Here is a 12,474-nt window from a genome sequence, read left to right as displayed (position 1 = left end):
CGATCCGTCCGCTTTTTTACATCCTGATTCTACTATCGATGAATTTACACTCAAATCCGGCCCAAGCTGACGCACCGCCAATCCGTCTGGTGATTCACGGCGGTGCTGGCACGATTGAGCGCGGCAAACTGACTGCAGAGCGCGAGCAAGCGTATACGCAAGTGCTTGCACAATCGCTGGCTGCTGGTTACGCCGTACTCAAGGCAGGAGGCAGCAGCGTTGATGCCGTAATTGCTGCCATTGTGGTCATGGAAGACTCGCCCTGGTTGAATGCAGGCAAAGGTGCAGTATTCACGCATGCCGGTCGCAATGAGCTGGATGCATCGCTCATGGATGGCGCCACACGTATGGCAGGCGCTGTTGCTGCTGTCACCACCATTCGCAATCCGATTCGTGCCGCGCAAGCGGTAATGACTCGAAGCGCCCATGTCATGCTGATCGGCCAAGGTGCCGAAACCTTTGCCGCCGAACAAGGATTGGAAATCGTCGATCCATCCTATTTCCATACCGAATTTCGCTGGAAACAATTGCAAAAAGCGATTGCCGAAGAACGCGTACTGCGCGATCATGATGTCAATATCAGCACCCTACAACCTGATAAGGATGAGAAACGTGGGACGGTTGGCGCGGTCGCATTGGATCGTTATGGTAATCTTGCAGCCGGCACATCCACTGGCGGGCTCACCAACAAACGCTTCGGACGCGTCGGAGATTCCCCCATCATCGGCGCCGGAACCTATGCGGATAACCGCTCAGTCGCGGTATCCGCAACCGGCACCGGAGAAACGTTCATTCGCACCGCGGCTGCATTCAACACGGCAGCGCGGGTTCAGTTATTACGCACTCCGATTGTCCAGGCAGCCGATAGCGTATTGGAAGAAATCGCCGCTATCGGTGGCGATGGCGGTTTAATCGTTCTCGATGCAAATGGTCATTATACGATGCGATTCAATACTAAAGGCATGTATCGCGGCACTATCGGCAATGATGGAGTGACGTGGATTGGAAGTTACGCTGGGAATGAGCTACCGCAAGAGAATTCTCATAATTAACAATCGAATATCTCCAGATTGACAGACAAAGAATCCATTAAAATGAAAAACTACCAAATAAAACCCGGCAACAAGCTCCAGCTATCGCACTGTGATCCTGACGATACCGGCAGTTATGAAAAAACCGGAGAAGGCAAGGAAGAAGCCAAAGCCATCACGGAAAAATTGACCGGTAAATTAAGTGAGCTACAGGAGCGCTTGTATGCCAACGGCGACCGGGCGTTATTGATTGTGCTACAAGGGATGGATACCAGCGGAAAAGATGGCACGATCAGGAGTGTGATGTCAGGTGTCAATCCTCAAGGATGCAAAGTGGTAACCTTCAAGACGCCATCCGCGGAAGAACTCGGTCATGATTTTTTGTGGCGGGTGCATCAAAAAGCGCCTGCTAAGGGGCAGATCGGCATTTTCAACCGGTCGCATTATGAAGACGTATTGATTACCCGCGTGCATGGCTTGATTTCAGATAAAGTGGTGAAGCAGCGTTTCGGGCAAATCAGAGAGTTCGAGGAATTGTTATCCGAGAGTGGTACGGTCATTCTGAAATTTTTTCTGCACATTTCAAAAGAGGAGCAGAAGAAACGCTTGGAAGAGCGCATCAACAACCCGGAGAAACGCTGGAAGTTTAACACCGGGGATCTGGAGGAACGGAAATTATGGGAAAACTATCAGAGTGCGTTTGAAGCCATGCTGGCGGCTACCAGTACCGATGCCTCACCCTGGTATATCATACCGGCCAACCATAAATGGTATCGCAATCTGATCATCGCCGAGCGTATTGTGAAAGCATTGGAAGGCATGAAATTAAAAACACCCCCGGCTCCCGCAGACATCAACTTTGATACATTAAAGATCGAATAGGCGCGCGTTTTCTCAAGCGCAGCAGCATAGGGTATTCAAACCAAGGAATCTGCCATGGAAATCGAACTAAAACTGGCTCTGCAACCGCGTCATCGAGCACAATTCCGGCGTCATCCTTTGTTAAATAAAATTACTCCGGTACAACACCCGCTACTCAGCATTTATTTCGATACCGCAAAATTCGACCTTATGCGGCGCGGCATAGCTTTACGCTTGCGCCGTGTGAATAACCGATGGGTCCAGACGCTAAAAGCCGAAACGCAATCCGTTGGCGCATTGACAAACCGCCCCGAATGGGAAGTAACCGTTACTGATGGCAAACATCCGGATTTCTCCGCATTACCGCCCGTAGCCCTGGATCTGCTCGCCGGGATCAAACTGAAACGCATTATGCCGGTATTTACCACCGAGTTTCAGCGCACCACCTGGCAAATCGAAGGTGAACAAACACAAGCCGAAGTAGCTCTCGACAGTGGAAAAATATACGCCAATGATGCCTCCAGCAACATTTGCGAAGTGGAAATCGAACTCAAATCGGGAAATCCGGAATTTCTGTTCGATGTGGCAATACAATTGCTGGAACACGTGCCGCTTCGCGTCGAGCCACGCAGCAAAGCCGAACGCGGCTATATTCTCAGCGGCGCGGCAACTCTCGTTCCAGTCAAGGCGATCCAACCGATGATAGAGAAGAATCAGTCGGTTGGAGATGTTTGGAATGCGATCCTGCAGGCTGCGCTGATGCAATTATCGGCCAACCTACCGGGCTTCCTGGAAAACGCGCACGACACCGAATACCTGCATCAACTCCGCGTTGCTTTGCGCCGCCTGCACACTGGCGCACGATTGGCAAAATCACTAGGGCGACCGATACCCGATTGGGATCAACCACTGCGCCAGTTGATGCAAGCACTGAATCCAGCACGCGATTGGGATGTATTTCAACAAGAAATTTTGCCTGAAATCCTGGCGATTTCGGAATCACCCGCGGTCAATAGCGGCATTGACGATGCCGTGCTTGTTTTATTGCAAGATACTACCGCAATTGTTCGCCAGCAATCGCTAGCGGTATTGCACAAACCCGCATTCACTCGGCTCGTGCTCGATATCGGCCGCGACCTCTTATCCGCCGCCCCGGCTGAAGCTCGGCAGCAAGAGGTACAAACATGGGCCAAAGCGATTCTCGACAAACGCTGGGAAAAACTATGCAAAAGCTGCCATGGCTTCGCCAAATTGAATGCCAGCAAACGCCATAAGGTACGCATCGCCGCCAAAAAGTTACGTTACATAGCGGATGCTTTCGCACCTATCTACGGCAAGCGCGCCCATCATTTCATTGCCGCTTTGTCGTCATTACAGAATGAACTGGGTTATACCAACGATCGGGTTATCGGCCAGCAATTGCTCCACAAACTCTCGAGAAAAACGGCCTCGCTTGGTTTTGGTCTGGGTCGGCTTAGCGGCATTTTGGAATCTTCGGCTGCACAGCGCGCGCATGTACCCGCCGATATCTGGCAACGGCTAGCACGATCCAAATTATTTTGGCGCTAAAGCCCGGTCAGAATTCATATGTCGACCGCTCAGAATCTCACTGAGAGAATTCTGAATCCAAATGGCAAAGCATGCTCAATACACTTACTCCCTGTCATCCATGCACGTGCAACAGCCATGCGGCAACGCACAGTGATACCACGCACCCGGTCAACGCGACCCAGGCACCACTGCGATATTTCCGCGCCAATAGTGCCTGAGGGTATACCGATATAATAAAAGGCTGCGTCGTGTTTCCCGGCTTTGCAATAATGTTCGTATCCGGCTCCAAAGCCAGCTGATCATGGATTTGTTGCGCTTCGTGCCGTGCTTGCTGGCGCGCCACTTCCCATTCCTCCTGATCAATATTGCCGTCCTGATTACTATCGAATCGCTTTCGCAGCGCCGGTTGATCTTGTTTCCAATCGTTGATCAAGCACACCATTACGTCCCGTACTGATTTTTGCGCCGTGGCGGACCAAGTACTGAATTGCCCCAGTATATACAGTGGTTGACCTGGCAATACCAACCACTCTGTGTAACGATAACCGTTAGTCATGGCAAGAACGATCGACTGACTTTCCAGTACTTGCGTCCGAGTGGGCCATTCGGTATTGCCGTACCATACCAATTTTTCATTACCGTTGACTTCCGCCCCGCTGGGATCTACGAAACAGCTGGCTACACCATCGGTAAGTTTGAACCGGTGATCGCTGATAGTTTTATACACAACATTCCAGCGGGTTTGTCTACGGCCATTTTCGATAAAAGATTCCTGCTGCTCAATTTGACTAAGATACCAAAGACATGGATGATTCGAAAGCGGCGCATAGATGGGTTGATCATCAACCAGTTGCCCTTTTCCTTCCAATTCGATATAGCCTTGATGGGCGGAACGCAGCTTGGCGGTTGGTGTATCCTCAACGATCCGCAACCGTTTCCAGTTGCGCGTAAAAATATGGAAACTAAGCAATGCAATCAGTATCGACGCACCCAATGCAAATTGGAATTCTTCGGGTGCAAATTCAGTCGGCATAATCATACTGAAGGCGATGTATTAACCGAACAATCTTCCGATATTGACATCCTGTTTGTCGGCATCGCTGAATTCCAGCAAATCACGCGGTTTGAATTTAAACCAGTTAGCGATGATGACATCGGGAAATTGCTCAATCCGCACATTATTGATCTTGACCGCCTCATTGTAGAACTCGCGCCGATCTGCGATGCTGTTCTCCAGACCAGTGATACGCACTTGCAAATGTTGAAACTTCTCGCTGGCTTTCAGTTCCGGATAATCCTCCGCAACGGCAAACAGATTACCCAACCCCATGCGCAAACTGCTTTCCGCAGCACCCAATGCACCGATGTTACCCGCCTCCCGCGCGCTAGCCACCTGTGAACGCGCGGCAATTACCTGTTTGAGCGTTTCCTGCTCAAACCCCATGTATTGCTTGCAGGTTTCAACCAGCTTGGGCAGCTCATCATGACGCTGCTTCAAAAGAATATCGATATTGGACCAAGCTTGGGATACGGAATGCTTAATATCCACCAAGCTGTTATAGAGCATGACACCGTATACAAAAGCAATGGCGATTGCTGCGATAAAGATATAGAAAATAATGTCCAATGTCATTCCTCCTGTAAATTGCATAAAACCCAATATACCTTATAGCTCAGCCTCTATCTGAGTTGAAAAGATGCAAGTAGTGACTTTATTTCATTGCATGGATTACTAAAAGTCTGCAATACTCCCCCGGATCAAGGCTATTGACGGATAATATCGTGTTTATTTATGCTGTTGAACTTAGAGGCGCCAGGCATTAGGAGTTACTCATGTGCATTTCAAAACCATCTTGTAAATTAATCAATAAATTTTTGATGTTACTGTTTGTCATTGGTTGTGTTGAAGTTTATGCACAAGCAGAAGAGAGCAAAACCGTTACCATTACAGTCGGAAAATTCGCTCCTGAAGGCTGCGAATTGCTCGGAAAGGTAAAAGGATCTTCAAAAGATAACGAAACTGAAGACAGAACCGCCTCTTATACTGAGCGGCTGATCAAAGCCAGAGTCAATTTAACCCATGAAGCGAAAAAACTGGGAGGGGATAATGTGCATATTCTCCATTCCAATAACTCCGGCAAATACGAAATTCCCGGCGCTGATAAAGAAATCATACATATCGGAAATGTTTATCGGTGTTATTAAAACTACGAATTGAAATTGATCCACCCACACTTACGCCTATCTCCAAACGCGATCCGTTTGATTTTCTTTAAATAATGACCCGGGTAAATTTGTTGAAACATTCGATGAGTGTTACCATACCTAAGTCTTGAGCCGTACTCTTTATAATTTTTATCATTACTCTGAATAATCAGATCGTATGAAATATTTAATAAGCAGAGTCTCGTATTGCTGCTCAGAGATATCAAAAAGCGGGTTGTAAAAACCCACTCCATTCATTTGTAAACGAGGTATGTCATGAACAAACTAATTTTATCCCTTTCTGTATTTTTTCTATCCCTGCTTTTAGTAAGCTGTTCGGGACAGGAAGGAACCACCGAGAGAATCGGTAAAGAAATCGATAAATCCATTGACAGCGGCAAAAAAACTGTTGATGAAATTATTGAAAAAGTATCTGATAAAATTGATGAAATTGAAAGCTCATTTGAGGGACCTGCCGAGCAGGCAGGCAGAGAGATTGACGAATCAATTGAAAGTGCCGCAGAAGAAATTGAAGAAGCTGGCGATACATTAGAAGAAAAAGTTGATAGTGCTGACAGCAGTAAATAAACAACGCTCTGCCCCTAATCAACGATGACTGAAGGTCACGCTAACAACTGAATGCAAAAATACCCCAGCTTTTAGCGTGATCCATCAAGAAAAATCCGGAATCTCCCTAGCTTTTACTTGTAAATCCTCTCAGTCTTTGACCTGCGTCTGATAATCCGTCAGCACACCTACCAGAATAATTACCACCCCTGCTGCCATATAAAAATTCCGCGCCGTCTCATCGTCGGAGAAACCCAGAATGAAGGGTAAAGCGATCAAGGTCGGACCAACAATACGCTCAATCCAGCCATGCACAGTAAACGGAATGAGTTTGACGATGCCAAAAGGAAAATCGGATGCCAATGTCACAATCAGATGAATGACGGCCAGACTGTATGCCAATAAGGTCGGCAGATCGCTTAAACCGAATATGGCTGGAGCCAGTAAAAACAAAATGACGGTTAAAAAGTCCAAATAACCGTGCATACGCGGCGAGATCACTTTCATGTTTAATGCTCCTGAATGAATTAATGAATAGGTATGGCGACTTCCCGTGACGAGTTACCATACCAACACATTAATACAGCGCTATCACAACGTCTGTTATCCAGAAAACACTTTTCATTTATTTCATGCTTACTTTGCTTCGCAGTGATCAGCCAAAGCCGCATCATTGACGCAAATCTGATCACGCGTGTACTCAAGCATGCCGCGACTTCTGAAATCATTCAGAACAGTGCTTACTACCGGGCGGCTAGCCCCGATCAGATCCGCCACATCTTGCTGCGTCAAATGAATTTCCAGCGCATACCCATGTGTACACTGAACGCCGAACATCTTGGCCAATTCCAGCAGCGTGGCAGCAAGACGCATTTCAACGGATTGCGTCAGAATAATCCGCAGTTTATGTTCGATCTTTTGCTTACGAATATAAGTCTCCTCGAGTACCTGCCATGCCAGCACCGGATACTGCAATAACAATGCCTTGAAATCGTTGTATGCCATACGGTAACAGCTAACGTTCCCCAGCGCTTGCGCCGTTTCTTCTCTTGTTTGCCCATCAGCCTTCAAATCACCGATTACATCCCCGTTTTTAAGAAGCGCAATGGTTATTTCACCACCTTGCACGGTTAAATACGACAGCTTCACAATACCCCTTTTTATCCAAAAAACATATGTACACAACTCTCCCTGTCGGTAAAGAAAATCCTTGTTTGAGACATTAACTTCCTGGATTGAAGGATATGCCTTTATTAATCGATTAGCATTGTTCTCGAAAAACTTATCTATTGATTCGAAGTCACTGCTTTCTATTGATAAAGACATTATTCCCTCCCGTTAATGCGCCAATCTTGCTATGAAATATTTTCTCATAAATAGAAAATGCACAAGTCAGGCAAATTTCCTTCACCTGACTGCATGAATTCCCATTCATTCACAAGCGTTGCACACGTTATCGGATCACCCCCCTCCAGAACATCTGATAGAAAAGATGCGAAAATCACACCCAGCACCGGTTAAAAGTTGTACTTCAAATTTGAAGCCACGCTATAGGACATATTAAGAATTAACAAAAAGATACAGCACAATGCTATAATTTTTAGTATAATCATATACTTAATTACAACAGAACAAAGAAACATCAATAAACCTTGAGCAAGTGACTAATTTACGTATAATTTACACTAACTTATGTTCATAAATTAAACTTATCTCACATTAAAACTCTTGAATTCCTACAATCCATGCAACAATCCGCATAGCAGAAAATGAGTGGAGAATATAACGCCGTGAATAAGGATATAACTCAACCGATCTCTACTCTCCCTGATTGCTTTGATCTCACCAATTTTGAGCAAAGCAAGATTCTCCAGTTCCAGCAAGAGATTCTTGAGCTAATAGTCTTAGGCAATGATTATAAAGAGATCTGCGAGAAAATATGCCTGCTGATAGAGCAACTCTTGGAAAATGCGGTTGCATCAGTTATGTTATTAGACAAAGACAAGCAATGCATGAATGTATTTGCAGCCCCCAGTATTCCTGCAGAATGCATCGCACAGCTCAACGGGCTGCGTCCTGGTCCTGAAGCCGGATCTTGCGGCAATGCAGTTTTTCGTCAGGAAGCTGTGTATATAGAAAGTACGATCGATGATCCACGTTGGCAAAGTATCCGAAAAATAGCCATCGATTTTAATATTCTTTCATGCTGGTCCATTCCAGTGCGCAGTAAAGGCGGCGAGTGCATTGGCTCATTTGCGCTCTCCAGTTTTGAGCATCGCTTACCCAGTGCATTTCACCGTAAGCTGTTGAAGATTGGATCATTCATCATTGGGATTGCATTAGAGCAACAAAAAATAAATGAGCAGTTATATCTTTCCAGTAAAGTTTTTGAAAATAGTACAGAGGCAATTATGATTGCCGATGCGAATAAGATCATCATCTCCACTAACAAAGCACTGCATATCATAACCGGCTTTACCGCGGAAGAAGTAATAGGCAAACCCACATCGATCGTGACATCAATTAGGCACAGCACTAAGTTTTTTCAAAAAATCTGGTTGAGCGTTAAACAGTCCGGCCATTGGCAAGGCGAAGTATGGAACAGACACAAGTACGGACGGGAATACCCGGCATGGTTAAATATCAGTTCGGTACTGAGTAAAAAAGGTTCGATCTGTTACTACCTCATTAATTTCTCTAATATCACTGATAAGAAAAAATCGGATGAAATTATATGGCGGCAAGCAAACTATGATTCTTTGACCGGTTTACCCAACCGCAATATGTTTTATGACCGCCTAAGCCATGACATTAAGAATGCGGCTCGTACAGGAATGTTGTTGGCGGTACTGTTTATTGATCTCGATCGCTTCAAGGAAGTCAATGATTCATTCGGTCACAGCGTTGGCGATGCTCTGCTGGTAGAAGCAGCTAAGCGACTTAGTGGCTGCGTTCGTGAAACCGATACGGTTGCGCGCTTAGGTGGCGATGAATTCACTATTATCCTGAACGGAATCAATGATCAGCACTGTGCCGAAAGAATCATTCAAATGATTTTACTGGAATTGACGAAACCATTTCATCTGAATGCAAAGCTAGCCTATGTCACTGCGAGTATTGGAGTGACATTTTTCCCTGCTGATGCGGGTAGCGTGGAAATACTCATGAAAAATGCTGATCAAGCCATGTATGCCGCAAAAAATAATGGACGTAATTGCTGCAGCTATTTCACTTCCAATATGCGCAAGGCAACAGAAACCCGCTCAAGAATCGCCTATGAATTGCGCCACGCATTAAGAGAACAACAACTTTTCCTTATGTATCAGCCCATTGTAAAACTGGCAACCGGCAGCATTCACAAAGCCGAGGCATTAGTACGCTGGCAGCATCCGGAAAGAGGAACGGTCTTTCCGGTAGAATTTATTTCTATCGCGGAAGAATCCAATCTAATTTCTGAAATAGGCGACTGGGTATTCAAACAAGCTGTCAACCAAGTAGCCGCGTGGCAAGCAAATTACGATACCAATTTTCAAATTAGCATCAATAAATCACCCAAACAATTTATCAGTAGAATGAGCGATTGGGTGGATCACTTGCATGAGCAGAAACTAGACGGCCACAGCATTATCGTTGAGATTACTGAAAACTTGCTGCTAGATGTCCATGAATTGGTGGTGAAACAACTATTAAATTTCCGTGATGCCGGCGTGCAAGTGGCAATTGATGATTTTGGTACAGGCTATTCATCGCTTTCTTATTTAAAAAAATTCGATATTGATTATCTCAAGATCGACCAATCATTCATTTCAAATCTGGACAGCAGATCTAACGATAGAATCTTATGCGAGGCGGTGATTACCATGGCACATCGCTTGGGTATGAAAGTCATCGCTGAAGGCGTGGAAACAAATTCGCAGAAACAACTTTTAATTGCCATGGGCTGTGATTACGGACAAGGTTATTTTTTTAGCAAGCCTTTGACTACGGAAAATTTTGAAACATTTCTTCAACACAACGCCGCTATAAATTAGTTTGTTCGAAGTTTATTCCAACTCTCTCGTTTAAGTACTTCAAATCCGCAACCTCTCGACTACAAGAGAAGAATCCTCTGAACGATTATTTCTTCAGAAAGCCCTAAGCAAGTGTCATTTCGAACAAAGTAAAAAATCCTTATTGTTGATTCCCAAAGATTCTTCGCACTATGTTCGGAATAACAAGCAAGGTTGTGCAGAAATTTCTTAACAGAGCGATATCTTATATCGATAACGATTTGAAACTTGTATTTGAAACAGCACTATTTTTTTATTCATGACCTCAATAGAAACGACAATGGATAGCACGCCATATCCGATCCCACATCGTTTTAAATCATTAGATCAAATGAGGATATTATTGCAACATATTTTGCAAAGCAACATTGCATCAATATATGAGTATCTCTCGATGAGAATCTCCGGGTTAAAATGTGTCTTAATTTTCATAACATGTTTTTTGTATGTTCCTGCCGCAGCTTATGCGCAAGAAGATATCCCAGGCCGGTCACAACAGGCAATCACAAAAAAATCCTCCCAAAATAATAAAACAAAAACAGGATTATTTTTTACAGATTCCGGATCAGGATATCGATGGAATAAAGGCAGAAATGAAATACGCTTAGGAGGATTTATCCAAGCCGATTCACGCACTTTTTTTGAGGATATGAGCGAAACAGGCAATGATTATTTTACTTTCCGCCGCATTCGGCCCGTACTTGAAGTCAGGTTTGGTAAGATTCACAGCTTTTACTTTATGCCTAATCTGGAATCGAGTCTGGGAATTCTGGATGCTTTTTTTGAAAGCAATTACATCAAACCATTCAATCTTCGCGTTGGCAAGTTCAAATCTCCATTTGGACTGGAACGCCTGCAGTCAGCGACCGCATTAGCTTTAAACGAACGAGCCTTCCCCACCAATCTGGCGCCTAATCGCGAAATTGGCGCGCAAGTTTTTGGCGATATCCTCTGGGATACCACCGAATATCAGATTGGTATATTTCACGGTAATGTTGATAACGGTTCAGGCATAGGTGATAGCGTTATTAATTCTAACAGCAGCGGTATCGATTTTGTTGCGCGCATTTTTTCCCACCCGCTGAAACATATTCACACCGAATTTCTCCGGGGATTGGGATTTGGCGTTGCCTATAGTTATGGAACACAGTATGGCAGCACGCAACCCGGTAACGCTAATTTGCCAACCTTTATCTCGCCGGGCCAACAGATAATTGCATCGTACGCACAAGGTGCTTTTGCCGATGGTAGCCGTGAGCGGATTGGTCCCCAGCTTTATTATCATTCGGGCCCGTTAGGAATAATGGGAGAGTATACAATTTCCCATCAGAATATTAAAATTGGAACTGCGAGTGATAAAGTCACAAATGATGCTTTTCAAATTCAATTATCCTGGGTTCTCTTTAATGGCGATGCCTCATTTCGCAGGGTGCAGCCGCATAATCCGATAACGTTTGAAAATATCAGCGCATTGGGTGCCGTACAATTGGTCACACGCTACTCGGAACTCAATCTTGACACCAAAGCATTTGCGCACGGCTTATTTAATTTGGATCGCTCAGTCAACAAGGCTCAGGATTTTGGTGTAGGCATTAATTGGTATCTCAACCGCAATGTTAAATTCCAATTAAGTTACAATCAGACGCATTTCAACGGCGCAATTGGCAGAATCGATCAGCCTACAGAAAAAATCCTATTCTCACGCATGCAGCTCGCGTTTTAATTCCTGACTTTATCAAATCGAAATAAAATCTTAAAATTTATACTATTAGAAATGGATAAAATAGACAAAGAACTGGATGCAAGCGGCTTGGTTTGTCCTCTGCCTATTCTACGCACCAAACAATCACTGGCTGACATGATCAGCGGACAAACACTGAGAATCGTTGCCACCGACCCGGGGTCTTTGATTGATTTTCAGGTTTTTTCCGAGCAAACGGGGAATGAATTATTGTCTATGACACAAAACACCGGTGAATTCATCTTTATACTCAGAAAGCGGTAGATAATCCCGATTAAATCAGGATTTCAATCAATTGTTCCGCGTTATGTGCCTGCCCTACCCAATGTCTGCTGAATAGTTCAGGATAATGCACTTTCATCATCCCGGCACAAGAATCCCATGAAATCAGCATCGGAATCGGCTTGAAAAATAAATCCGACCGCCCTCCCGCCGGTAAACACTGCGCCGCAGAAACCGAGATTTTAGA

General features: G+C 45.0%; 12 protein-coding genes. 8 read left to right on the top strand and 4 right to left on the bottom strand.

Going from position 1 to position 12,474, the window contains the following annotated elements; all coding sequences use genetic code 11:
* The first annotated feature begins 38 nt into the window (after window positions 1–38).
* From ATY38_RS06160 to ATY38_RS06150, 3 genes are read left to right on the top strand one after another with little or no spacing between them, the layout of a single operon-like run.
* Window positions 39–1,052, top strand: a complete 1,014-nt coding sequence (locus ATY38_RS06160) for an isoaspartyl peptidase/L-asparaginase family protein (protein WP_062558538.1) — start codon at window positions 39–41, stop codon at window positions 1,050–1,052.
* Between the two features lie 42 nt (window positions 1,053–1,094).
* A complete protein-coding gene (locus ATY38_RS06155; RefSeq protein WP_062560120.1) occupies window positions 1,095–1,913 on the top strand; it encodes a polyphosphate kinase 2 family protein in 819 nt (272 codons plus the stop codon).
* A 54-nt stretch (window positions 1,914–1,967) separates the two neighbouring features.
* The gene (locus ATY38_RS06150) at window positions 1,968–3,461 is read left to right on the top strand and encodes a CYTH and CHAD domain-containing protein (protein ID WP_062558537.1); all 1,494 of its coding nucleotides are present in this window, start codon (window positions 1,968–1,970) and stop codon (window positions 3,459–3,461) included.
* Window positions 3,462–3,555: 94 nt separating this feature from the next.
* Here ATY38_RS06150 and ATY38_RS06145 read toward each other — a convergent pair whose 3' ends face one another.
* Window positions 3,556–4,476 carry an E3 ubiquitin ligase family protein gene (locus ATY38_RS06145; RefSeq protein ID WP_235590406.1) on the bottom strand — a complete coding sequence of 307 codons (921 nt, stop codon included), beginning with the start codon at window positions 4,474–4,476 and terminating at the stop codon, window positions 3,556–3,558.
* Window positions 4,477–4,497: 21 nt separating this feature from the next.
* The gene (locus tag ATY38_RS06140; protein ID WP_110381591.1) at window positions 4,498–5,076 is read right to left on the bottom strand and encodes a LemA family protein; all 579 of its coding nucleotides are present in this window, start codon (window positions 5,074–5,076) and stop codon (window positions 4,498–4,500) included.
* A 200-nt stretch (window positions 5,077–5,276) separates the two neighbouring features.
* Between ATY38_RS06140 and ATY38_RS06135 the strand changes: the two genes are divergently transcribed.
* Both ATY38_RS06135 and ATY38_RS06130 read left to right on the top strand, forming a co-directional pair.
* Window positions 5,277–5,648 (top strand): DUF4156 domain-containing protein, encoded by a 372-nt coding sequence (locus ATY38_RS06135; protein WP_062558535.1) that lies wholly within the window; start codon window positions 5,277–5,279, stop codon window positions 5,646–5,648.
* Window positions 5,649–5,924: 276 nt separating this feature from the next.
* The gene (locus tag ATY38_RS06130; RefSeq protein WP_062558534.1) at window positions 5,925–6,236 is read left to right on the top strand and encodes a hypothetical protein; all 312 of its coding nucleotides are present in this window, start codon (window positions 5,925–5,927) and stop codon (window positions 6,234–6,236) included.
* A 129-nt stretch (window positions 6,237–6,365) separates the two neighbouring features.
* Here ATY38_RS06130 and ATY38_RS06125 read toward each other — a convergent pair whose 3' ends face one another.
* Window positions 6,366–6,722 (bottom strand): SPW repeat domain-containing protein, encoded by a 357-nt coding sequence (locus ATY38_RS06125; RefSeq protein WP_062558533.1) that lies wholly within the window; start codon window positions 6,720–6,722, stop codon window positions 6,366–6,368.
* A 129-nt stretch (window positions 6,723–6,851) separates the two neighbouring features.
* Complete coding sequence (locus ATY38_RS06120; RefSeq protein WP_062558532.1) at window positions 6,852–7,541, bottom strand: Crp/Fnr family transcriptional regulator; 690 nt, start codon at window positions 7,539–7,541, stop codon at window positions 6,852–6,854.
* A 443-nt stretch (window positions 7,542–7,984) separates the two neighbouring features.
* Here ATY38_RS06120 and ATY38_RS06115 point away from each other — a divergent pair, with 443 nt between their 5' ends.
* The 3 genes from ATY38_RS06115 (at window position 7,985) to ATY38_RS06105 (ending at window position 12,269) form a co-directional block, all read left to right on the top strand.
* Window positions 7,985–10,246, top strand: coding sequence for a bifunctional diguanylate cyclase/phosphodiesterase (locus tag ATY38_RS06115; protein ID WP_062558531.1), 2,262 nt, complete (start codon window positions 7,985–7,987; stop codon window positions 10,244–10,246).
* 460 nt (window positions 10,247–10,706) lie between these two features.
* Window positions 10,707–11,987, top strand: coding sequence for an OprO/OprP family phosphate-selective porin (locus ATY38_RS06110; RefSeq protein WP_158441763.1), 1,281 nt, complete (start codon window positions 10,707–10,709; stop codon window positions 11,985–11,987).
* Window positions 11,988–12,038: 51 nt separating this feature from the next.
* Window positions 12,039–12,269, top strand: a complete 231-nt coding sequence (locus tag ATY38_RS06105) for a sulfurtransferase TusA family protein (RefSeq protein WP_062558529.1) — start codon at window positions 12,039–12,041, stop codon at window positions 12,267–12,269.
* The last annotated feature ends 205 nt before the right edge of the window (window positions 12,270–12,474 follow it).

Source organism: Nitrosomonas ureae (assembly GCF_001455205.1).
GTDB classification, from domain to species: Bacteria; Pseudomonadota; Gammaproteobacteria; order Burkholderiales; family Nitrosomonadaceae; genus Nitrosomonas; species Nitrosomonas ureae.
Note: the sequence above shows the minus strand (reverse complement) of the source record. Positions and strands in the feature narration are given on the sequence as shown.

Bases quoted from the DNA above. Each gene is read 5' to 3' on its own strand.
- ATY38_RS06160 (WP_062558538.1), top strand. From the start codon at position 39: ATGAATTTACACTCAAATCCGGCCCAAGCTGACGCACCGCCAATCCGT.
- ATY38_RS06155 (WP_062560120.1), top strand. From the start codon at position 1,095: ATGAAAAACTACCAAATAAAACCCGGCAACAAGCTCCAGCTATCGCAC.
- ATY38_RS06150 (WP_062558537.1), top strand. From the start codon at position 1,968: ATGGAAATCGAACTAAAACTGGCTCTGCAACCGCGTCATCGAGCACAA.
- ATY38_RS06145 (WP_235590406.1), bottom strand. From the start codon at position 4,476: ATGCCGACTGAATTTGCACCCGAAGAATTCCAATTTGCATTGGGTGCG.
- ATY38_RS06140 (WP_110381591.1), bottom strand. From the start codon at position 5,076: ATGACATTGGACATTATTTTCTATATCTTTATCGCAGCAATCGCCATT.
- ATY38_RS06135 (WP_062558535.1), top strand. From the start codon at position 5,277: ATGTGCATTTCAAAACCATCTTGTAAATTAATCAATAAATTTTTGATG.
- ATY38_RS06130 (WP_062558534.1), top strand. From the start codon at position 5,925: ATGAACAAACTAATTTTATCCCTTTCTGTATTTTTTCTATCCCTGCTT.
- ATY38_RS06125 (WP_062558533.1), bottom strand. From the start codon at position 6,722: ATGAAAGTGATCTCGCCGCGTATGCACGGTTATTTGGACTTTTTAACC.
- ATY38_RS06120 (WP_062558532.1), bottom strand. From the start codon at position 7,541: ATGTCTTTATCAATAGAAAGCAGTGACTTCGAATCAATAGATAAGTTT.
- ATY38_RS06115 (WP_062558531.1), top strand. From the start codon at position 7,985: ATGAGTGGAGAATATAACGCCGTGAATAAGGATATAACTCAACCGATC.
- ATY38_RS06105 (WP_062558529.1), top strand. From the start codon at position 12,039: ATGGATAAAATAGACAAAGAACTGGATGCAAGCGGCTTGGTTTGTCCT.